Raw genomic sequence first — 23,193 nt, 5'->3', positions numbered from 1 at the left:
GAATCGAAGAACTGTTTTTCCCGACCCTCTCCCGCAAAAGATTATATACTATTTATTCTTGAATGGCAAAACGCGACGCAATCTTATTTTGCAAATCGGTCAAACCATAAACCGCGCTCAACTCATTGATCGTGTGAACCATATATACATGCTTCTCATAATCGTTGCGAATGGAGCGAAGCTGTCCCGGCGTGAGATCCTTGTACCAGTTGAGATAGCTGGCCGAGGTTTCGAAGATTTCGCTCAACAGAGCCTCGCCTTTCTCCCGTTCGCCCAACTCGAGATAAGACTGGCCAAACGATATCGAGGTGAGGTCGTGAGTTACCTGCCAGCCCGGAATCTTCTCCATAATGAGGTTCAGAGCCGTCAGGGCCTTCTCGTTCTTGCCCTCTTTGATGAGTTGCTCTACCAGGTCGGCAAACATCATGCGGATGGTGTTGCACATGCGGCGCACATTCTCATCGAGATAGAGCGGATGCTCTTTCGTAGCCTGGTCGATGCCACCCCAGCGGAAACGGTTGACCATGTTGTCGTACATCTTGTCGGTATTGATGTTGTTGCCCACCCCTTTCAAGGGAACAACCTGGTAGGCCAGACCGGTGCGCGAGAAGTAGTCCTCGAGCCCCAGGTAGTAGCTGCTACCCACGGTTACGGCAAAATATACGGGGCGTTTCCAACCCTGCTCGGCATTGGTATTGACGATGTCGAGCGAGGCGATTTCGCTCATGGTGAATCCCCGTTTGTTGGTAAAGTTGGGCACAATGCGCGAAACGATGCTGTCTTTCAACCCGGGAGCTACCGTACCCGAAGCAATCGCAGCATTGGCATCGACCGGGATATAGAGCTGGTTGGTGGGCAAGTGGTTGAGAGCACCGTATCCCGGCACATCCTTGGTCCATGCCTCATCGCTATAAAGATAGTTCAACGCATCGCGCACCGTAATCGAGTCGGCCAGACGGTTGATCACATAGTTGTAGGAGCGCACGTCGTAGGCATATTTCGACTCGTCGGCCGAAATGGGCAGCGGAGCCGACTCGTAGGCGGGACGTTTCATCTGGTCGATGTACCAGTCGGTCTGCAAGTAAGAGAGGTTGCACACCCGCACGTCGGTACGATAGCCCTCGACCTCTTGAGCATACCACAAGGGGAAGGTATCGTTGTCGCCGTTGGTAAAGAGGATGGCGTTTTCATCGACACTCGACAGGTAGTTCATACCGAAGTCGCGGCAAACGTAACGGCCCGAACGGTCGTGATCGTCCCACGTTTGACTTACCATCTGCAAGGGCACACACAAGCACAGGAGCGATGCCACAACGGCAGTCACCGTTGACTTGGATTGCTCGTCGGTCGTCTTGGCCAGGTAGTTGAGGCCTCGCCAGATAGCGGCCACACCCAAGCCAATCCAAATGGCAAAGGCATAGAACGAACCGGCATAAGCATAGTCTCGCTCACGCGGCTGGTAAGGAGTTTGGTTAAGGTAGATAACAATGGCGATACCCGTCATGAAGAAGAGGGAGAAGGTGACCAAGAAACTCTCGATACCCTTCTTGCCCGAGAAGCCCTGGAAGAAGAAACCGATAAGACCCAGCAGCAGCGGCAACATGTAGAAGACGTTGTGACCGGCGTTGTTCTTGAGGTCGTCGGGCAGATTGGTCTGGTCGCCGGCAATGTACTTGTCGATGAAGTTGAAGCCGCTTATCCAGTTACCGCTCTGCACATCGCCATGACCCTGGATATCGTTCTGCCGGCCGGCAAAGTTCCACATGAAATAACGCCAGTACATGTGCTTGAACTGGTAGTTGATGAAGAAGGCGAGGTTTTCGACCAAGGTGGGTTTCACCACAGTCTTGGTACCGTCGGGGGTGCTCACCTGCACGGGATGACCTTTGAAATTGGTCCACTCCTTGTAGGCCGATATGTGCTCGGCCTTGTCGCTGTACATACGGGGGAAGAGCATGCACAACTCGGGTTCGTACTTGTAGTGCTCGTCGTGCCCGGTAACGATATAGCGGTCGGGTTCGTCGGGCGACGATTTCAGTTTCTTTTTCCAAATAGGTTTCCCCTGAGTCGATACCGCCGTACCGTTGGCATCGCGCAGCACCTCGGCATTGAAGGTCTGCCCATAGAAGAGCGGACGGTCGCCATACTGCTCACGGTTGAGGTAACCGCTCAGGCTGAAGATATCCTCGGGTGAGTTCTGATCCATGGGGGTATTGGCCGTCGAACGTATCATGATGAGTGCGTAGGACGAATAACCGATGAAGATGACAAACAACGAAAGCAGAATCGTGTTCATGGTCACCACCGAAGGGTGCTTGCGCATAAAGAAGAGGTAGTAGGCCAACGCCAGCGAAAGGATAATGCCAATCACATAGCCATCGCCAATGAAGGGGATGCCTACCAGCACGATGCTGATAAAGAACGAAACCTTCATCAGCTTCTCGCTGCGCTGTGCATAAGTCTCATAGATGGCCCAGGCGATAACACCTACAATCAGGAAGAAGTAGAAGATTACACCACTGTTGAACGGAAGGTGGAATACGTTGACAAAGAGCAACTCGGCCCAACTAGCTACCTCGACGAAACCGGGAACCAGTCCGTAGAGCAACAGCACGATGAGTACAAACGAGAGCAACAGGGCAACGATAGAGCCCTTCAGGTTGGTATTCTTGAACTTGCGATAGTAATATACCAGCACGATGGCGGGGATACACAACAGGTTGAGCAGGTGCACCGCAATCGACACGCCTATGATGTAGGCGATGAGTATGATGTAGCGGTTGGAATGGGGCTCGTCGGCCACACTCTCCCACTTGAGGATGAGCCAGAACACCAGGGCCGTACAGAACGAAGAGTAGGCATAAACCTCACCCTCTACGGCCGAGAACCAGAAGGTATCGGACCACGCATAGGCCAATGCTCCTACCACACCGCAACCCAGGATGGTAATCATCTGACCCATCGACATGGTATCGACGGTCTCGCCCTCGCGCAGCACTATCTTCTGTGCCAGGCGGGTGATGGTCCAGAAAAGCAGCAGGATGGTGGCGGCACTCAACAATCCCGACATGAGGTTGACCATATAGGCAACCTCCGAAGGAGAAGAGGCAAAATTGGCAAAGAAGCGCGCCGTCAACATGAAGATGGGGTTTCCCGGCGGGTGACCCACTTCCAGTTTATATCCCGAAGCTATAAACTCACCGCAGTCCCAAAAACTGGCGGTCGATTCCAAGGTGAGGATATAGGTAACCGCCGCGATGACGAAGACTACCCACCCCAACACATTGTTCAGTAATTTGTACCGTTTCATTCTGTTTATTTTGTCTTTTATTTTCAGGAGCCAAACCGATAGAGCTTTACACAAAAACAACCCCGGGAAAAGCCTGTACCGCTTTACCGAGGAGTCTGTATCGCCTATCTGTTTTTCATATACCCGGCAAAGATAATGAAAGATTGTTAATCTCCTCTCATTGTAAACTTTTTATAATAAATTATCGCCTATATTTCACAAAATAGCAGCTGCGTGGCTCCTACTTACCCGGTTTCTTATTACTTTTACCCGCCAAACGAATTTGCTTTTATGAGTACCCGAATATTGATTACCGGCGCCGGCGGTTTCATCGGCGGTTTCATTGTCGAGGAGGCCCTCTCGCGTGGATACGAAACCTGGGCCGGGGTGCGCAAAACCACCTCGCGCGAACACCTCAAAGACCCGTCCATACAATTCATCGACTTCAACTATGGAAATCCACAAGTGCTGGCCGACCAACTGCTGCAACACAAAAAGGAATATGGCCGCTGGGACTATATCATCCATAACCTGGGGGTGACCAAGTGCAAGAACCCCGACGACTTCGACCGCATCAACTACGGGTTTGTCAAGAATTTCACTGAGGCTCTCGTCGCCACCGACATGGTGCCCAAGCAGTTTATCCTCATGAGCAGCCTGGGAGCCTGGGGACTGGGCGACGAGAAGAACTTCACCCCCATACGCCCCACCGATATCCCCCACCCCAATACCCGCTACGGACAGAGCAAGCTGAAGGCCGAACGGCACCTGCAGTCGCTCGACGGATTTCCCTATGTGGTAATGCGCCCCACTGGAGTGTATGGCCCTTATGAGAAAGACTACTACCTCATGATGAAAAGCATCAAATATGGATTCGACTTCATCGTGGGATTCAAGCCCCAACTCATCACCTTCATCTATGTAAAGGACCTGGTACAGGCCATTTTCAAGGCTATTGACCGGGGTGTGACTCGCCGGGGCTACTTCCTCTCCGAAGGGCAGGCCTACACTTCGTCGCAATTCCGCCGGTATGTGGCCGCGGCGCTGGGCAAGCGTTGGGTGATACCGGTGAAGATACCCATTGCCGGACTCTGGCTCGTGTCGGTCATTGCCGAAAAGTGTGCCGCCCTCCTGGGCAAGACCAGTACCCTCAACCGCGACAAGTTCCGCATCATGAAACAACGCAACTGGATATGCGACATCTCCGATGCCCGCAACGAGTTGGGGTTCGAGCCCCAATACAGCCTCGAGCGGGGCGTGAACGAGTGTGTAAAGTGGTACCGCCAGCACCATTGGCTGTAAGGTAGCCCCCCGCAAACGAGCCGTCTTTCAAAAAAAAGCGTTACCTTTGCAGCACGATTCAAGCAGGTGACAATGAAAAAGATAAAATCGGTATGCGTCTATTGCGCATCCAGTTCCAAAATAAACCCCGACTATTTCGAGGCTGCCCGCCAAATCGGTGAGCTGCTCGCTCAAAAAGGCATGCGATGTGTATGCGGTGCCGGAAACCAGGGGCTCATGGGCACGCTGGCCGACAGTGTGCTGGCCCACGGAGGCGAAGTGATGGGGGTGATTCCCCGCTTCATGATCGACGAAGGATGGTGTCACCCGGGTCTGACCCAGACGGTTGTAACCGCCAACATGCACGAGCGCAAGGAGCGCATGGCCCAGGAGGCCGATGCGGTCATTGCCCTGCCCGGCGGCTGCGGCACCTTCGAAGAGCTCTTCGAAATTATCACCTGGAAGCAGCTGGGACTCTTCCTCAACCCCATCGTGATACTCAATATCGACGGATACTACGATCCCCTCATCGAGATGTTGAACAAAGCCATCGACGAGAACTTCATGCGCCGGGAGCATGCCCGCATGTGGCAGGTCGCCTACACGCCGCAAGAGGCCATCGAGGCCATCGTGACCACTCCTGCGTGGGATCCCAGCATCCGCAAAATAGCCGCTATCTAATCCCGTTATAGCCTATGACCGTTTCTGCTGCACCCGATACCCACCTTGTCGCCGACACCCTCCAGGCGGTCGATACCACCGGCACCCCGTCGCCAGTGGTTGTCCCCCAGGTGTTCGTGCCACAATATATCCAAGGGTTTGAGCGCAGCACCCCCCTGCAAGAGAGCGATCCGCTCAAAGACCTGCAAGAGACAATCATTGCCATTCCCGAGGGATTCGACGCCAAACCGATGCCCGACACTCCTACCAACAACTCGTTGCTGGTGAGTATCGTGGTCGTGGTTTTCCTGCTGTTTGCCTTTACCTTTAAAAAAGGGACCAAGTTCCTGGGCGAAATATTCAGGAGCGTACTCAACGTGAAAGAGCGCCAAAGCCTCTTCGACGACTCTACCGTGCGAGAGACCCAGTTGCGAGCGGTACTGCTGGGCATGACCTTCGTGTCGGAGGGATTCTGCCTGTTTGAACTCCTGTTGCAGCACATCCCCACCCTGTCGGTTCCCATCGGCACAGGAGTCTGCTGCGGCAGCCTGGTGGCTTTTGGGTACTATTTTCTGCAAAAATGGCTCTACCGAGGTCTCGGACTCATCTTTACCGATGCAGCCCACACCCGCAAATGGGTCGAGAGCTTTATCTCGATCAACGCCATCATCAGTATCCCCATGGCCGTACCCGTGCTGGCGATGATATTCGTCCCGCAGTGGAAACCCGTCATGTTGGCCGTTGCGGCCGCTATCTATGTGATTTCCCGTATCTTATTTATTTATAAAGGGTTTAAGATTTTTTACCGCAATATATTAGATTTATTCTATTTTATTGTGTACTTTTGTGCCCTCGAAATCGCACCCCTATTTTGGGTATATAAATCAAGCATATTGATATATAATTTTGTCGAACTAAAAATACAGCAGCTTTGAAAATTAAGAAAATTCTTGTTTCTCAGCCTAAGCCGAGTTCCGAAAAATCGCCTTACTACGATATCGCCGAGCGATATGGCGTCAATATCGTATTTCGTCCCTTTATCAAGGTAGAGGGCCTGACCTCCAAAGAGTTCAGACAACAGAAGATTTCCATACCGGAATATACCGCTGTCATTTTCACGGCTCGTACCGCCATCGACCACTTCTTCCGCCTGTGCGAAGAGTTGCGCGTCAATATCCCCGAGACGATGAAATATTTCTGTACGACCGAGGCTATCGCCCTCTATTTGCAGAAGTATATCGTCTATCGCAAACGCAAGATATTCTTCGGCAACTCGGGCAAACTGGACGACCTGGTTCCCTCGTTGCTGAAACACGCCGGGGAGAAATTCCTCTTCCCCGTGTCGGATGTGCACAAAGAGCAGACCACTGTTCTGGAGAAACACAAAATCAACTACACACGGGCCATCATGTACCGCACCGTGAGCAACGATTTTGAAGAGGGTGAACCGTTTGACTACGATATGCTCGTGTTTTTCAGCCCGTCGGGTATCAAGTCGCTCCTCAAGAACTTCCCCGAGTTTGAGCAGGGCGATATCAAGATAGGAACCTTTGGTCCCACAACGGCCCAGACCGTACGCGATGCCGGCCTGCGACTCGATGTCGAAGCTCCCTCGCCCGGAGCCCCGTCGATGACCGCCGCTCTCGATCTTTTCCTGAAAGAACAAAGCAAAAAGAAATAACCTCTTTTTCGACAAGAACCAAACCTCATAATCGTCTTTCACCGAAAGGAGGCGCTTATGAGGTTTTATTTTCAAACACACAATGAACAATCACTGCCTGCCCAAAAGCGAAAAACTATGTAGCCGAACAGCCATCAACCGACTGTTTGCCGAGGGCAGCGCCTTCATTGTCTATCCGCTGCGCATCGTCTATCGCATCGACGAGAACTCGACGGCCGCACCCCAGTTTTTTATCAACATCCCCAAACGGAATTTCAAACGGGCGGTTAAGCGGGTATATCTGCGCCGACGCATCCGCGAGGCCTACCGCCTGCACAAAGAGATTCTGGCCGAACCGCTGGCCCGCCGCAACCAGTCGATACACCTGGCATTCCTCTATCTCGACAAGAACCTCACCGACTTCAAGTCGATCGAGAAAAATATGATCGAGGCTCTGGAACGACTGGTACAACGAACCGAACCTCAACAAACCACCGAATCGTGAGGCCATGAAAAAGTTTCTATCGGCCTTGCTGATTGGCCCCATCCGTTTCTATCGGGCCTGCATTTCGCCCATGCTGCCGCCCTCGTGCCGGTATGTACCCACCTGCTCGCAGTATGCCATCGAGGCCATACAGATACACGGCCCATTCAAAGGGTTCTGGCTCGCCACCCGGCGTCTCTTGAGCTGTCATCCCTGGGGAGGTAGCGGCTACGACCCGGTTCCACCCAAATTTCCCATAGACATACACACCCACCACAACCGCTATGGGGCCATCATCAGCACCACCCCCGACGAGTTCCATCCCCAACCGGGCAAATACTACTCGGTAGGACTGCACCCCTGGAGTCTCTCGGAGGCCTCGAAGGAGTCGATTACCCAACTCGAAGCTGCTGTATCACACGAACAAGTGGTAGCCGTGGGCGAGACGGGGCTCGACAAAATCAAAAGCGGGGTCAACTACGAAGAGCAGCTCATCTACTTCGAGAAACAGATACGACTCTCGGAGCAGTGGCACAAACCGCTTGTCATCCATGCCGTAAAATCCTACGACGACATCATCCGCATACACAAGGCCAAGCACCCCGCACAACCGTGGATCATCCACGGCTTCAGAGGGAAACCCGAGACCGCGGCACAACTCCTTCGCGAGGGGCTGTACCTCTCGTTTGGCGAATATTACAATCATGAAACCCTGAAATCGATTCCCCTCGACCGCCTCTTCCTCGAGACCGACGAGGGCCAGATGACTATCGACAAGCTCTATCGAAAAGCAGCACACATACGCAACCTCTCGCCCCACCGCCTGCACAAGGCAATAGCGGCAAACGTGGCCCGCATATTCCCGTTGCAGTCATCGGCACACCAATCCTGACCTTTTTTTGCCACACCGGCATCTCAAGAGACCCGCTCGATGAGCGAGGGATGCACAAAAGCCGTAGCTACAGCCATCACCCCCTCGATCGAGACCACCACCCGGCGGTCGCCCTTGATGCGAAGGAACACCCCTTCGACCCCGGCAAAGACCCCGCCGGTAATGCGCACCCGATCGCCTTCGCGCAAAGAGAGCACGTTGGAGTCCAAATAGACCACCTGCTCGTCATAAGCTCCGGCCACGGCAATGAAACTATGCATCTGTCTGTCGGGCACAATCAGAGGCTCGTGCTTCTCGCGATTCATAATATAACGAAGGGGTATCTTGAGCGAAATCTCCTTTTTGACCTCATCCATCTTCTCGCGGTTCAACCGCACAAAAACCAGGTTGTGAATAACCGGCACGAGTTTACGCACCCGGCGCTCACCCTTGGCAACCAGTTTATACTGCATGGGTATAAACGACTCTATCCCACACTGGTCGAGATACCCCTTCAATGCCATCTCCCGGCTGTATGTCACCCGAATAGCAAACCATTTGAGATCGGTCTCATTATTCCCCATAACATTACTGAAAAATCGGTTTGCACAAAAATAATTTAAATAAGCGAGATTATCGATAAAATCAAGAGGCTGTTCTTATTTTTTGTTATTTCGGCCTTAAAATTGTTTGTTTCGATAAAGAGTCGTAATTTTGCAGCTACCGCAGAAACAGGGACTGGACAGCCCCGCTCAGCAGCAGCTCACCTACCCTCATCGCTGCGGGAAAACAACAACCAAACATTTAAATAAGTTTTCATTCGATGAATTTTGTAGAAGAACTAAAATGGCGCGGAATGGTACACACCATGATGCCTGGTACAGAAGAGCTCCTTGAAAAAGAAATGGTTACTGCCTATTTGGGATTCGACCCCACGGCCGATTCGCTCCACATAGGCCACTTGTGCGGCGTGATGATGCTGCGCCATTTCCAACGCTGCGGCCACAAACCCCTGGCGCTGGTAGGAGGTGCTACCGGTATGATTGGCGACCCCTCGGGCAAATCGCAAGAGCGCAACCTGCTCGACGAGGAGACCCTGCGTCACAACCAGGAATGTATCAAGAAGCAGTTGAGCAAGTTCCTCGATTTTGAATCGGACGCTCCCAACCATGCCGAACTGGTAAACAACTACGATTGGATGAAGGACTTCACGTTCCTCGACTTCGCCCGCACGGTGGGCAAGCACATCACCGTCAACTATATGATGGCCAAAGATTCGGTTCAGAAACGACTCAATGGCGAGGCTCGCGACGGACTCTCCTTCACCGAGTTCACCTACCAGTTGTTGCAAGGATACGACTTCCTGCACCTCTACGAAACCAAGAACTGCAAACTGCAATTGGGTGGTTCGGACCAATGGGGCAACATCACCACCGGTGCCGAACTCATACGCCGCACCAACGGCGGCGAGGTATTCGCCCTCACCTGCCCGCTGGTAACCAAAGCCGACGGTACGAAATTCGGCAAGACCGAGTCGGGCAACGTATGGCTCGATGCCCGCTACACCTCGCCCTACAAGTTCTACCAGTTCTGGCTCAACGTGAGCGACGAGGACGCCAAACGCTACATCAAGATATTCACCTCGATTTCCCGCGAAGAGATCGAAGCCCTCATCGCCGAGCACGACCAGGCTCCTCACCTGCGCGTGCTGCAAAAACGCCTGGCCCGCGAGGTAACCGTCATGGTACACTCGCAAGCCGACTACGACGCTGCCGTCGAGGCCTCGAACATCCTCTTTGGTAACTCCACTTCGGAACAGTTGCACAAGCTCGACGAAGATACCCTGCTTGCTGTCTTCGAGGGAGTTCCCCAGTTCGAAGTATCGCGCGACGCCATCGTGGGCGGAGTACCGGCTATCGAGCTGACTACCGAGATGGCTGCCGTATTCCCCTCGAAGGGCGAAATGCGGAAACTCACCCAAGGCGGCGGCGTATCGATAAACAAAGAGAAACTCACCGCTCCCGATACAAAAATCGACGGCAGCTACCTGTTGAACGACAAATACATCATCGTGCAACGGGGTAAAAAGAATTATTACCTGCTTATCGCAAAATAATTCGTCTAAAATTTGGCAAAGCCATAAAAACGAATTATCTTTGCCTCGCTTTTGAGGATTGAGACCTCAAAGCAAATAAGTTTGGCTTATGGTGTAATGGCAGCACAACAGGTTTTGGTTCTGTTTGTCTAGGTTCGAATCCTGGTAAGCCAACACAAGAACGAGCAACGGTACTTCCGCTGCTCGTTTTTGTTTCTATCTATCCCAACCTCTCGCCCAGAGAACAAACGGCTCGAAAGAGAAGAATGGAACAACCCCTCCTCCATGAAGTATCGCCGGCCAGCCCCACCGGCAATATCTCCCTGCAACAAAACAACAGCGCCTCTCCCACCCTGGCAGGGTAAGAGAGGCGCCGCAATACACGATATTGATATTTTTTACTTCTTCACGGTCTTCATCACCTCGGCCACCTTTTCCTTCATCGCTTCGTCGCGCAAGTCACGAGCAACGATGGTTCCGTCGGGGGCAAACAAGATGATATGAGGAATACCCCTGATACTGTAAAGATCGGTAGGTATCTGCTGTGCATTGATGATTTGCGGCCAAACGATACCCAGCTCTTCGATAGCCTTTTGAGTATCCTCGACTTTGTCCCACACGGCTACACCCAGCACGTCGAGACCTTGGTCGTGGTATTTGTCATACAGTTCCTTGATATTGGGAATCTCGGCACGGCAAGGAGTACACCACGAAGCCCAGAAATCGACCAGCACATAGCGACCTTTACCCACATAGTCCGAAAGCGAAGCCTTCGTACCGTCGGGTTGCTCGATGGTAAAGTCGGTAAACATCTGACCCTCGGAAGTCTTCTTCCACATCTCAAACTCATGAACCATGCCCTTTACAAGCGGATTGGCCTTGAGCGAATCACCCATCAAGTTGTAAAGCGAATCGAATTGAGCAGGTGTTACCCCCCAATTATACATCACCCATGCACCCATGACGTTGTTTTTGTTGCGATCGAAATAAGAAGAGTAGAGTTTGTCTATGGCAGGATTGATAAACGAAGTCTCTACTTTGCTCCACTCTTCGGCAGCCTCTTCGTTCGATAAACCTTTTGCCACAATCTCTTGTTGTTTAGCCATGATGACTTGTCTCAACGAATCCATGTCGTTCATATAGGAATACAACTCGTCGTTCAAGGGGGTACCCGACAGCTTGTCGGTTCGTCCCAGTTCGACTACGATATTACCATTCTCGACAATCAATCCCAGATGATAGGGCATCGCCTGCAACACACCCACAAAAGCCGTATCGGCTTTACCCTTGAATTTGAACTTGTTGTTGGTTATAACCACACTGTCGATGACATTACGCGAGGCTATATCGGTGAGATAAATCGTATTGCCGTTGAGCGTCGAGTCAACTACGGTTCCGTCGATTGTATAAGACGTAGGATTGGAGTTGCAAGATGCAACCATTACGGCAGCCGCAGCCACCAGCAGAAAAAGAGTTCTATTTTTCATATATAAATAATATAATTGATAGCGGGGCAAAGATAATGAAAGGAGTGTGTCGGGACAAATAAAAACGAGGTTTTCAAGACAACCTCGCCCAATCCCTTTCCCCGCTTGAGAACTATATATGAAGAAAAACGACTGTTTCTTGCTCTTTACCATATTGAAAGACCGAAGCAAAGGGTTTATCCATTAAAGAAATATTTCCTTATTAGCTTGGATATTCCGCATACTTCAGTTACTTTTGCATGGTGCAAAGTTGCATAATTTTTATTTACAACAAATAATAACTTAAATTCAAATCCTATGTGGTTAAGTAACTCGTCCATAGGACGAAAAGTAGTCATGAGTGTAACAGGACTCTTTCTCGTTCTATTTTTAACGTTTCACATGTGTATGAACTTAGTGGCGTTAATCAAACCTGCCGGCTACAATGCTGTCTGCGCATTCTTGGGAGCTAACTGGTATGCTCTCGTAGGCACAGTCATTCTGGCCGCCGGAGCCGTTATTCACATCATCTACGCCTTCTGGCTGACCTTCCAGAACCGGAAAGCTCGCGGAAACGACCGCTACCTGGTCAACACACGTCCGAAAACCGTAGAGTGGGCTTCGCAAAACATGCTTGTTCTGGGTATCATCGTAGTATTGGGCCTGGCTTTGCACCTCTTCAACTTCTGGTACAAGATGCAGCTCAACGAGATTATCAATCACCTGCCCGGAGTAGATCCTCAAGACGGTATCGCTCTCATTCGCGAAACCTTCAGCTGCCCCGTTTATGTAGTTATTTACCTCATTTGGTTTGTGGCTTTGTGGTTCCACCTCACTCACGGATTCTGGAGCGCCATCCAAACCCTGGGTATCAACAACCACATCTGGTTCAACCGTTGGAAATGCATCTCCAACATTTTTGCAACCATCATCTGCCTGGGCTTTATGGCCGTTGCCATCTCGTTCTATGTGATGAGTCTGACCGGCAGTGGAGCTTGCACCCTTTAATAATCCAACCTATTCATTTCACAGAAAAACAATTGTTATGGCTACAATAGATTCTAAAATACCCGAAGGCCCCTTGGCTGAAAAGTGGACCAATTACAAAGCTCACCAAAAATTGGTGAACCCGGCCAACAAACGTCGTCTCGACATCATCGTCGTAGGTACGGGTCTGGCCGGTGGCTCGGCTGCTGCTACGCTGGGCGAACTGGGATTCAACGTGTTGAACTTCTGTATTCAAGACTCTCCCCGCCGTGCTCACTCTATCGCCGCTCAAGGTGGTATCAATGCCGCCAAGAACTATCAGAACGACGGCGACTCGGTATATCGCCTCTTCTACGATACAATCAAAGGTGGTGACTACCGCGCCCGCGAAGCCAACGTATATCGTCTGGCCGAAGTGTCGAACAACATCATCGACCAATGCGTGGCTCAAGGTGTACCTTTCGCCCGTGAATACGGAGGTCAGTTGGCCAACCGCTCTTTCGGTGGTGCCCAGGTATCGCGTACCTTCTACGCCAAAGGTCAAACGGGACAACAGCTGTTGCTGGGTGCCTATGCCGCCCTCAACCGCCAGGTGAAAAAAGGTACCGTAAAACAATACACCCGCTACGAAATGCTCGACCTCGTTGTCATCGACGGCCGTGCCCGCGGTATCATTGCCCGCAACCTGGTAACCGGCGAAATCGAGCGGTTTGCCGCTCACGCCGTAGTTATCGCTACCGGTGGATATGGTAACGTATATTTCCTCTCGACCAACGCCATGGCATCGAATGGCTCGGTAGCCGTTCAGTGCTACCACAAGGGTGCCTACTTTGCCAACCCCGCTTACGCTCAGATTCACCCCACTTGTATCCCCGTTCACGGTGAATTCCAATCGAAACTGACGCTGATGTCGGAGTCGCTGCGTAACGATGGCCGCATCTGGGTTCCCAAAAAGAAAGAAGATGCTGCCGCTATCCGCGCCGGCAAACTGAAACCGACCGACATCAAGGAAGAAGACCGCGACTACTACCTGGAGCGTCGTTACCCGGCATTCGGTAACCTGGTACCCCGCGACGTGGCTTCGCGTGCCGCCAAAGAGCGTTGCGACGCCGGCTATGGTGTAAGCCCCTCGGGATATGCCGTTTACCTCGACTTCAAAGAGAGTATCGAGCGTCTGGGTAAACAAGCTATCCAAGGTCTTGACCACCACGTAATCGAAAAACTGGGTGGCGAAGAGGCTGCTATCCAAATCAAGGGTAAAGAGGCTGTAGCCAGCCGTTACGGCAACCTGTTCCAGATGTACGAGAAAATCGTCGATCAAAACCCGTATGAAACGCCTATGATGATCTATCCCGCATCACACTACACGATGGGTGGTATCTGGGTTGACTACGAGTTGATGACCTCGATTCCCGGTCTGTTCGCCATCGGCGAAGCCAACTTCTCGGACCACGGTGCCAACCGTCTGGGAGCATCGGCCCTGATGCAAGGTTTGGCCGACGGTTACTTCGTATTGCCCTACACGATTCAAAACTACCTGTCGGATCAGATCCAGGTTCCCCGATTCTCGACCGACCTGCCCGAATTTGTAGAGGCCGAAAAGGCTGTCAAGGCACGTATCGCCCGACTGATGAACATCAAGGGTAAACGTTCGGTTGACTCGATTCACAAAGAGCTGGGCCACATCATGGTCGAGTATGTGGGTATGGGTCGTAACAAAGCCGGACTCGAAACCGCACTCAAGAAAATCGACGAGGTGAAGAAGGAATTCTACTCCAACGTACGTATCCCGGGCGAAGCCAATACGCTGAACGTAGAGCTCGAAAAGGCCCTGCGCGTAGAAGACTTCCTCGAAATAGGCAAGTTGATGGCTCTCGACGCTCTCAACCGCGAAGAGTCTTGTGGTGGCCACTTCCGTGAAGAGTATCAAACCGAAGACGGAGAGGCTAAACGTGACGACGAACACTTTATGTATGTAAGCTGCTGGAAATACCAAGGCGAAGATAAAAAGCCCGAATTATTGAAGGAAGAACTGAAATACGAGGCTATCAAGGTTCAACAACGTAACTACAAGAAATAATTTGTCTAATCGCCGTTTAATTCCGGTATAACACGATAAAGTTATGGAAAAAACAATCAATATAACACTGAAGATTTGGCGCCAAAAAGGTCCCAAAGAAAAAGGTAGATTTGAGGAATACAAACTCAACAACGTATCTACCGACAGCTCTTTCCTCGAAATGCTCGACCTGCTCAACGAGCAACTCATCAACGAGGGTAAAGAGCCCGTAGTTTTCGACCACGACTGCCGCGAAGGTATCTGCGGCATGTGCTCGCTCTATATCAACGGACACCCCCACGGGCCCGACACCAGCGTAACGACCTGCCAGTTGCACATGCGTAAGTTCAACGATGGCGACGTAATCACGGTAGAGCCCTGGCGTTCGGCCGGATTCCCCGTAATCCGCGACCTGATGGTCGATCGTCGTGCCTTCGACAAAATCCAACAAGCCGGTGGTTATATCTCGATCAACACGGGTGGTGCTCAAGACGCCAACGCAATTCCCATCTCCAAAGAGGCTGCCGACGAGGCTATGGACTCGGCTACCTGTATTGGTTGCGGTGCCTGCGTAGCTGCTTGTAAAAACGGTTCGGCCATGCTGTTCGTATCGGCCAAGGTAAGCCAGTATGCCCTGCTGCCGCAAGGTCGCGTAGAGGCTGCTGCCCGTGCCCGTGCCATGGTAGCCAAGATGGATGAACTGGGATTCGGTAACTGCACCAACACCGGTGCCTGCGCTGCCGAGTGCCCCAAAAACATCTCGCTCACCAACATCGCCCGCTTGAACCGCGAGTTTATCTGCGCCAAACTGAAAGACTAACAAGGACTTTCGATACATAAAAGACACCCTCGGGAGAGACCTTCCCGAGGGTGTCTTTTTATTACTTGATTCTCTTTTGACTACGCTCTACTCTCCCCCATCTCTGTACAAGACAGGTCGAGATTGAGTATAGTCAAATCTGAAAAATTCATTTTCACTTGCCTCTACACGCACCTTTTACTATCTTTGAAGGGCTTATTTGTGTGTTTTGTCTAATGAGGCGAGGTTTTCTATTCATTTTATCTCTGTTATTCTTGTCGGTTTCGTGCAGCCGATACCACTCCGAGCGAGCCGAAATGCTCTATCGACAAGGTGTGAAGATGGAGGAGCAACATATTCCCGACTCGGCCTTAATCCTGTATCACCAGGCTCTGAAACAACTGTCAGGAACCCAAAATCAAGAATTAAAAGGAAAAATCTACAACCACTTGGGCGATCTACTTCTCGACTACAATATCTACGAAACAGCCCAGGAGAGTTACTCGCAGGCTATACAGGCATCACAGAGCCTGGCCGACAAAAGCAATCTGTCACAGGCCTACCGGGGTATGGGCAAATATTACTACCTCTACAAAGACCGCGACAGTGCACTGTACTACTTCGAAAAACCGCTCGGTTTTTTCGACCAGATAGCAAATCGGGAGGAACGCTCATCGGTCTATAACAACTTGACCACGGCCTACAAGCAGAGAAACAATATCGAAAAAGCTCTGGAATACAATGCAAAAGCCTTGTCGCTCACCCGCAGTGAAGTGAAACGCCTGCGCAACTATGCCGTGCGCGGACAGCTCTTTGCCTTGCAACAGCAATACGACTCGGCCCTGTTTTACCTCGAACAAGCCAGCCAAAGCAAAGACAAATCAATAAGGGCTTCGGCCTACTTCAAACTGGCCGATCTACCCGAAGAGGCCGGTATAAACGACTCTCTCCGATTCTTCTACCTGCACGAAGGGTATCGCCTCTCCGACTCGATTGAAAACAGTGCCGTCTCGCATCAGATTGACCGTCAGGAACACATACGCATCACTACCGATTTGAAACAGCAGAGTCACACACGTTTGATAGTTTCGATAGCGGTGTGTATAGCGGCCGTGTTGCTGCTTTCGATAGCCACCTTCACCTTCTACCGCCGCCACCTGAAACGCCGCAACGAAAAGCTCTTTGCCCATAAATGGGAAAAACAGGAGGCTCGGGCCCAGGAAAACGAAAACCGAGAGTTGCAGATAATCGACATCATCCGTAAAGCCGGAGAGCAATGCAGCCGCGATTTCAAGGCAACCAACACCTATGCCGAGTGGCACAAGAGAATAACCTCGGGCAAAGAGTCGCTCAGCTATGACGAACAAAAGAGTTTTCAAACGGTTGTATTAAAAATGTTCGATCCCTATCTGCAACAACTTTCCAACGTAGTGCCGCTCACCGGGAACGATGCTTTTCTGTGCGCGCTCATTCAACTGGGATTCTCTACCCGGGAGTGTGCGGCCTGTCGTGGAATCAGCAGCGAAACAATTCGTTCGCAACGAACCCGCATCAGGAAAAAAATACCCCAAAACTTTTCAGATCAGGGATTGGGTATGGTCATTTTGGGCGAAGAAAATCTTTCGAAACGTTAAATTGCAACGTTTCAATCTTTAACCTGTTGATTATCAATATTTATTTATTCATAAATAGCAACGCTCACCATATTGTTATTTTCTTATTTTTTTCTCATTTTTGTGTTATACAATTTCATTTCGACAGAAACAGCCAACATTGAAGACTAAAACAAAACAAATCGTATGAAAAAATTTACAACTTTCCTCTTCTCTTTATGCCTCTTGTTGAGTGCATCACAGGCATGGGGCGAAATAAAAATCACTACCTCGCTTGAATTGGGCAGTGAATTTACATTCTATCCTACACCCGTAGCCACAGACGGTCAAGTAATCGTCGATTGGGGCGACGGTATTCAAAAAGAATATACCGTGGACGGTATGTGGACACGCAGCGTAAGCGGCAATCAAGTAGGCGACACGATACGCGTGCTCTCGCCCATGCGTTCGTTCGACTGTTCCGAAGCCCACGTAACCTCCATCTCGATCGTCAACGAGCCCGAGCTCACTACCCTCGATTGCTACCGCAATGAAATAGCACGCACCGACCTTGACATTTCGGGAGCCTTGAACCTCGAAACGCTCAACTGCTACAACAACCCTCAGTTGATGTTTCTCAACCTCTCGGAACACAAGAAACTGAGAAACCTCAACTGCCGGTACGACAAAACCGATACATCCGATCCCGACGAACGGGGAGCCATTACCACCATTATACTCCCCAGCGAAGGCAGTGCCTTGGAATCGATTACGGCTTACAACAACGATTTGAGCGCTATCGACCTGTCGGGTTGCCCCAATGTCTATTACATCAATCTGGAGGGCAACTCGCTGATGGAAATCGACGTGACCAAACTGACTGAACTGCAACAACTCGATGTACGTTACAACTACATCCAATCGCTCGACCTCACTAAAAACGAAAAGCTCGAGAAACTCTACTGCAACGACAACTACTTGACCGAGCTGAACGTATTTATCAACACAGAGCTGATGGATCTCGTTTGCAGCAACAACCAGATAAAGAGCCTCGACCTCTCGGCCAACAGCAACATTACCAACCTCTCGTGCGACGGCAATCAGCTGACCAAACTGAACGTATCGAACATGCCCCGGTTGAAATCGCTCAAATGCAGCAACAACAAACTCACCGAGATAGACTTGAGTCAGAATAGCTATCTGCAGAAATTCTGGGGACAGAACAACCTTTTCACCTTCCTTGACTTCTACTATAACCAAGGTATCAACACCATCGATATCCGCGACAATGCAGGCATGACGCCTTGCAGCCTCAACTACATGTACCAGACTCTCTCGGGTCTGGAAGAGACAAGTCCCTACCCCAACCTGCTGCTCGAAGGCAGCAATGCCGAGACCAGCGAAACCTCTATCGCTACCGAGCTGAAATGGACCGTCGATGTAACGGGCGACGGCAGTGCTGCCTGTGGCACAGTGACGGCTACTATCGTACCCTCCGAAATGGGTACCATCACCCTCTCGCAACCCGACCTGGTTTCGCACGAACTGCACGCTGTCGAAAACAACACGCTCGAATCGGGTGTACCTACCTATATCACCGCTTCGCCGGCCGAAGGTTATCAACTGCGCTACTACGAAATCAACGGACAACGCATCAACGGCAACATATTTGCCGCTACCAGCGATGTAACGGTTTCGGCCGTATTCATTCCCATTGCCGCCAACAACTACATATCTGTAGGAGTAGAAAACAACACGCCGCTCTCGTTTGGTATCAGCGGTATCGATCCCGAGACCGAAGTGGAAGTCGATTGGGGTAACGGCGAAATCGAAACCATGACCATCGACAACGAGTCAATTGTACGCCTCGAAGGAAACTCCAAAGGCACAACCGTGCGCATCACCGGTCTCATCGACTACTTCGACTGCTCCGAAAACGACCTGCTGTCGCTCGATGTAACCCACAACGCCACACTGGCTACCCTCGACTGCTACTGGACCAATATCACGGCCCTCGACCTCTCGAAGAACCCCGAATTGGGTAAACTCGACTGCTCTTACAACGAAATAGGTACCCTCGACCTGTCGAACAATACGAAGCTTTTCTCGCTCACCTGCTACAACTGCGACCTCACTTCGCTCGACCTGTCGAAGAACACCCTGCTCGAAGAGGCTGTCATAAAGAACAACTCGCTCTCGACCGTAACCCTGGCCAACAACACCAAACTGATGTTACTCGACTTGCAGAACAACTCGCAACTGGGTTCGATCAACGTGAGCATGCTCACCGAGCTGCAAGAGTTGCAGTGCAGCAACAGCGGGTTGACCTCGCTCGATGTGACCCACAACACGAAACTGGTGCGGCTCACCTGCTCGAACAACCAGCTCACCACCCTCGACCTCTCGGCCAATACCGAGCTCGAGCGTCTCTTCTGCGACGGTAACCAACTCGACCCCATCGACCTGTCGAACAACACGAAGCTGAACTATATCGAGTGCTCGGGCAACGGTATGACGGCTTGCGAACTCAACGACCTCTACTATCACCTGCCCGTTTGTGCCACAACGCCTACCAATGTAAACCTCTTCATTGCCGGTATCAACAATGAGAATGAAGCCGGGACCAGCGAAACCTCCATCGCTACGAAAAAGGGGTGGAAAGTATCTATCGACGGCGACGGTAGCGGATGCAACGAGGCTTACATCACTATCGAACCCTCGGAAAACGGTACACTGGAACTGCGCAATGCCGATAACCAGGTGGTAAACTCGGGCGACAAGGTGACCAAAAACACTACCGTAACCGTCACTCCCCTGCCCGAAAGCGGCTATGGATTGAAAAATCTCTGGGTAAACGGCGTGAGTGTAACCAACGGCTCGTTTGTCGTGAAGATGGCTTCGGTGGTAACCGCCGAGTTTGCCGACGCATCGGGTATCGACGAAACCGAAACCAACGGCATAAAAGTATGGAGCCTGCCCGGCACTATCAAGATTGTAGCCGACGATGCCATGGCTCAAATCTATTCGACAAGCGGTAGCCTCGTGTGGGAAGGCCGTGTAATCAATGAAAAAGACCTGAACCTTAACCAAGGCATATACATAGTAAAAGTTCATAACGCAAACTCGACGCAAAGTAAAAAGGTAGTCGTGAAGTAAAAACGACCGCCCTATTACAGCACAAGAAAACCCGGTGCAAGTCATTTGCACCGGGTTTTCTTGTATCTTGGCTATATCGTATGTAAATGTCAGGCCGAAACCGAAACCTTGAGGCCCAGCTCACGCACCCGGGAGGCAATCTGCTCCAACTCTTCGCGAGAGACCTTTTCGAGCGATTCCTCGGGCGTTTTGCGATCAATGGTATAAATCATCACCGAGCGAGGCGAAATGTATTGCAGAGCCTCTAACCAGGGTGCAAGTTCCTCCTCGACGGTATTGTCGATGCGATTCCCGTTGTGCCTGCCGCGCAGAAACATGGTCTGCACGATTACATTACCCGAAAAACGCTTCAAATCGCACACCACCCGGTTCACGTCGAAATGGCTGTCGTTGGGGTTGTCGATCAGCGCCACCGTCTCGGGACGCAGCGAATCGAGCTTGAGTATATTGTTATCGACCCGGTTCAGAGCCCTGAATACCGATTCGGTGTGAATACGGGTCGCATTGGAAAGCACGCTTATCTTGGCCTCGGGATAATAGTGGTCGCGCAAATAGAGCGTCGTATCTATGATCTGCTCGAATTGGGGGTGCAACGTAGGTTCGCCATTACCGGCAAAGGTAATCACATCGAGTTTCTCACCGGCACCGTGCATGGCTTGTAAACGCGTTTTCAACGCCTCTTCCACCTGGTCGGCCGAAGGTAATCCGCTCTTACCAGCTCCCTGTGCGTTGTATCCGCACTCGCAATAGACACAGTCAAACGAGCACAATTTACCATCGGTAGGCAGCAGATTCACACCCAACGAGATGCCCAAGCGGCGGCTGTGTACCGGCCCGTAAATGATTTCATGAAATAATACCGTTTGCATAACAAAGTTCCTTTTATCTGCAAAAGTAAAATTTATCTCCTATTCAACCATGAGTTTTCAGTAAAATATATGTTGCTCTTTTGTCTCTATTCACAGTCTGTTTATATCTATTAATATATTGTATATCAATTATTTATAATATAATTTAACATAGCTATCGACAAGATTTCAACTTACGGCACAAAGAGAGGTAGTTAACCCGGCTCAAAAGTCCATACCAACAGTTTATCCACGAGATTTCAACACTTCAAACACTATCAATTCCATACTTATCAACAATTCATAAATAATTAATTATCAAACTATTCACTTTAAATAAACAGGTTTATACACAAGTTATTTACACTTTGTTCACATACACTATAAACAGATGTGAATAATATAATTATTGCAAAAAAATAGTTATTAAAAAATCGAATGGTTTACATTTGTACCCGATGAAAAGAGGATGGTACATATTGTTTCTTTTTCTCTTTCTGGTAGTTCCGTCTCTTCGAGCACAGGTATTCCAGGAGGAACATCCGGCTTATAAACATTTCTATCGGGTAATCATCGATAACGATACGGTACGCATGATAGGCTTGCGCACCTTCTATGTATTTCCCCCCGAGAAATTCAAAAACAAGAAGGAGGAAAAATTTTACTGGAAAACCGTGCGCGACGTGAAAAAGACTCTACCCTATGCCAAATTGATTTACGCCATCTTCATAGAAACCTATGAATATATGGAGACTCTCCCCGACGATAAGGCTCGCGAAGAACATATGAAACGCATGGAAAAAGAGGTGTTCAAACAATACAAACCCGTGTTGAAAAAGTTTACCTTATCACAAGGTAAGATGCTTATCAAGCTGATTAACAGGGAATGTAACCAATCGTCCTATGAGTTGATAAAGGCTTTTTTGGGTAGTTTCAGAGCCAACTTCTGGCAATTCTTCGGTAAGATGTTTGGTGCCTCGCTCAAGACCGATTGGCAACCCGAGGGGAGAGACAAGACAATCGAGCGTATCTGTATCCTGGTAGAACAGGGCTCGTTATAGTCCCAGTTGCTTGAAAAAGTCCCAAATCACCAAACCGGCGGTTACCGATACATTCAATGAATGTTTGGTCCCGAATTGAGGTATTTCGATACTGCCCGTACACTTATCTACCACCGACTGCTGCACACCCTTTACCTCGTTGCCCAACACAACGGCATAGTGTTTACTCTTGTCCAACTCGATGTCGGTGAGGCTTATACTCCCCTCTACCTGCTCGATGGCATAGACCTCATAACCGTCGGCCAACAACTTATCAACAACAGTACAGGTATCTTGCTCATAAATCCAATCGACACTATCCTCGGCACCCAGTGCCGTCTTGTGTATATCGGTATGAGGCGGCGTAGCCGTGATGCCGCAAAGATATATGCAGGCTACCTTGAAAGCGTCGGCCGTGCGAAATACCGATCCAATGTTATTGAGACTGCGCACATTATCGAGAATCACCACCAAAGGTATCTTTTCGAGGTGTTTAAACTCTTCCTGCGAAACTCGCTTCAAGTCGAGAATACTCTTTTTCTTCATAAAACTACCCTATTTGCAAGCGCATACAAAGATAATATATCTACTCGATAACTACAATCCACACTACCCTGCTCTACCCGTCAACAACGTCGTGAATAAGTGTGTCGATAAGTGTGGATAATGCGTTATAAAAAGGAGGTATAAAAAGTGATTCAAAATTTTGAAATCACAAAACTATGGTTATACAGCACGTCATCACGAAAATACAAATAATAAACCAACAAGTTTTTAGTTGACATATCCACCTCAAAATATCTATTTATCAATCATACAAATAGAATAAAGTTATTAACTTTGCAATTTGTAAACAAGGCGTTGATAAGGAGGTTAAAGAGCTCATTATAAAAATATAATGTCATT

General features: G+C 50.2%; 18 protein-coding genes, 1 tRNA gene and 1 pseudogene. 15 read left to right on the top strand and 5 right to left on the bottom strand.

Annotation, left to right across the window (positions count from 1 at the left end):
- Positions 1–52: 52 nt before the first annotated feature.
- On the bottom strand, positions 53–3,310 hold the full coding sequence (locus B5G10_RS02585; protein ID WP_087423213.1) for a DUF2723 domain-containing protein: 3,258 nt from the start codon (positions 3,308–3,310) through the stop codon (positions 53–55).
- A 270-nt stretch (positions 3,311–3,580) separates the two neighbouring features.
- Here B5G10_RS02585 and B5G10_RS02580 point away from each other — a divergent pair, with 270 nt between their 5' ends.
- From B5G10_RS02580 to B5G10_RS02555, 7 genes and pseudogenes are all read left to right on the top strand, one after another.
- Positions 3,581–4,591 (top strand): NAD(P)-dependent oxidoreductase, encoded by a 1,011-nt coding sequence (locus B5G10_RS02580; protein WP_087423212.1) that lies wholly within the window; start codon positions 3,581–3,583, stop codon positions 4,589–4,591.
- Positions 4,592–4,663: 72 nt separating this feature from the next.
- A complete protein-coding gene (locus B5G10_RS02575) occupies positions 4,664–5,251 on the top strand; it encodes a TIGR00730 family Rossman fold protein (protein ID WP_087423211.1) in 588 nt (195 codons plus the stop codon).
- A 14-nt stretch (positions 5,252–5,265) separates the two neighbouring features.
- Positions 5,266–6,165: a DUF4271 domain-containing protein gene (locus B5G10_RS02570; protein WP_087423210.1), complete on the top strand. Its 900-nt coding sequence runs from the start codon at positions 5,266–5,268 to the stop codon at positions 6,163–6,165.
- The gene (locus B5G10_RS02565; protein ID WP_087423209.1) at positions 6,162–6,911 is read left to right on the top strand and encodes a uroporphyrinogen-III synthase; all 750 of its coding nucleotides are present in this window, start codon (positions 6,162–6,164) and stop codon (positions 6,909–6,911) included. The genes B5G10_RS02570 and B5G10_RS02565 overlap by 4 nt, the downstream gene beginning before the upstream one ends.
- Positions 6,912–6,993: 82 nt before the next feature.
- Complete coding sequence (locus tag B5G10_RS02560; protein WP_087423208.1) at positions 6,994–7,395, top strand: ribonuclease P protein component; 402 nt, start codon at positions 6,994–6,996, stop codon at positions 7,393–7,395.
- 4 nt (positions 7,396–7,399) lie between these two features.
- A pseudogene (gene yidD / locus B5G10_RS12925) lies at positions 7,400–7,618 on the top strand (membrane protein insertion efficiency factor YidD); the annotation flags it as partial.
- Between the two features lie 12 nt (positions 7,619–7,630).
- Positions 7,631–8,266, top strand: coding sequence for a TatD family hydrolase (locus tag B5G10_RS02555; RefSeq protein ID WP_343285881.1), 636 nt, complete (start codon positions 7,631–7,633; stop codon positions 8,264–8,266).
- 23 nt (positions 8,267–8,289) lie between these two features.
- Here the strand turns inward: B5G10_RS02555 and B5G10_RS02550 are convergent, their stop codons facing one another.
- Complete coding sequence (locus tag B5G10_RS02550) at positions 8,290–8,829, bottom strand: UpxY family transcription antiterminator (protein ID WP_087423206.1); 540 nt, start codon at positions 8,827–8,829, stop codon at positions 8,290–8,292.
- Positions 8,830–9,068: 239 nt separating this feature from the next.
- Between B5G10_RS02550 and tyrS the strand changes: the two genes are divergently transcribed.
- Complete coding sequence (tyrS, locus tag B5G10_RS02545) at positions 9,069–10,361, top strand: tyrosine--tRNA ligase (protein WP_087423205.1); 1,293 nt, start codon at positions 9,069–9,071, stop codon at positions 10,359–10,361.
- A gap of 82 nt (positions 10,362–10,443) precedes the next feature.
- Positions 10,444–10,514: transfer RNA gene (locus B5G10_RS02540), tRNA-Gln, on the top strand.
- A 224-nt stretch (positions 10,515–10,738) separates the two neighbouring features.
- Here B5G10_RS02540 and B5G10_RS02535 read toward each other — a convergent pair.
- Complete coding sequence (locus B5G10_RS02535) at positions 10,739–11,827, bottom strand: TlpA disulfide reductase family protein (protein ID WP_158098758.1); 1,089 nt, start codon at positions 11,825–11,827, stop codon at positions 10,739–10,741.
- A 297-nt stretch (positions 11,828–12,124) separates the two neighbouring features.
- On the opposite strand from B5G10_RS02535, the gene B5G10_RS02530 reads away from it, so the two are divergent.
- From B5G10_RS02530 to B5G10_RS02510, 5 genes are all read left to right on the top strand, one after another.
- On the top strand, positions 12,125–12,814 hold the full coding sequence (locus tag B5G10_RS02530) for a succinate dehydrogenase/fumarate reductase cytochrome b subunit (protein ID WP_087423203.1): 690 nt from the start codon (positions 12,125–12,127) through the stop codon (positions 12,812–12,814).
- 37 nt (positions 12,815–12,851) lie between these two features.
- Positions 12,852–14,873, top strand: a complete 2,022-nt coding sequence (locus B5G10_RS02525) for a fumarate reductase/succinate dehydrogenase flavoprotein subunit (protein ID WP_087423202.1) — start codon at positions 12,852–12,854, stop codon at positions 14,871–14,873.
- Between the two features lie 43 nt (positions 14,874–14,916).
- Complete coding sequence (locus B5G10_RS02520) at positions 14,917–15,672, top strand: succinate dehydrogenase/fumarate reductase iron-sulfur subunit (RefSeq protein WP_087423201.1); 756 nt, start codon at positions 14,917–14,919, stop codon at positions 15,670–15,672.
- A 296-nt stretch (positions 15,673–15,968) separates the two neighbouring features.
- Complete coding sequence (locus B5G10_RS02515) at positions 15,969–17,285, top strand: hypothetical protein (protein WP_087423200.1); 1,317 nt, start codon at positions 15,969–15,971, stop codon at positions 17,283–17,285.
- Positions 17,286–17,450: 165 nt separating this feature from the next.
- Complete coding sequence (locus tag B5G10_RS02510) at positions 17,451–20,399, top strand: T9SS type A sorting domain-containing protein (protein ID WP_087423199.1); 2,949 nt, start codon at positions 17,451–17,453, stop codon at positions 20,397–20,399.
- 89 nt (positions 20,400–20,488) lie between these two features.
- On the opposite strand, the gene B5G10_RS02505 is transcribed toward B5G10_RS02510, so the two are convergent.
- Positions 20,489–21,268: a radical SAM protein gene (locus B5G10_RS02505; RefSeq protein ID WP_087423198.1), complete on the bottom strand. Its 780-nt coding sequence runs from the start codon at positions 21,266–21,268 to the stop codon at positions 20,489–20,491.
- A 437-nt stretch (positions 21,269–21,705) separates the two neighbouring features.
- Between B5G10_RS02505 and B5G10_RS02500 the strand changes: the two genes are divergently transcribed.
- Positions 21,706–22,308 carry a DUF4294 domain-containing protein gene (locus B5G10_RS02500; protein WP_087423197.1) on the top strand — a complete coding sequence of 201 codons (603 nt, stop codon included), beginning with the start codon at positions 21,706–21,708 and terminating at the stop codon, positions 22,306–22,308.
- Here B5G10_RS02500 and B5G10_RS02495 read toward each other — a convergent pair.
- Complete coding sequence (locus B5G10_RS02495) at positions 22,303–22,833, bottom strand: RNA methyltransferase (protein ID WP_087423196.1); 531 nt, start codon at positions 22,831–22,833, stop codon at positions 22,303–22,305. The two genes, B5G10_RS02500 and B5G10_RS02495, sit on opposite strands and share 6 nt — an antisense overlap.
- Positions 22,834–23,193 lie beyond the last annotated feature (360 nt).

The organism is Barnesiella sp. An55, from assembly GCF_002161555.1.
Lineage (GTDB): Bacteria > Bacteroidota > Bacteroidia > Bacteroidales > Barnesiellaceae > Barnesiella > Barnesiella merdipullorum.
Note: the sequence above shows the minus strand (reverse complement) of the source record. Positions and strands in the feature narration are given on the sequence as shown.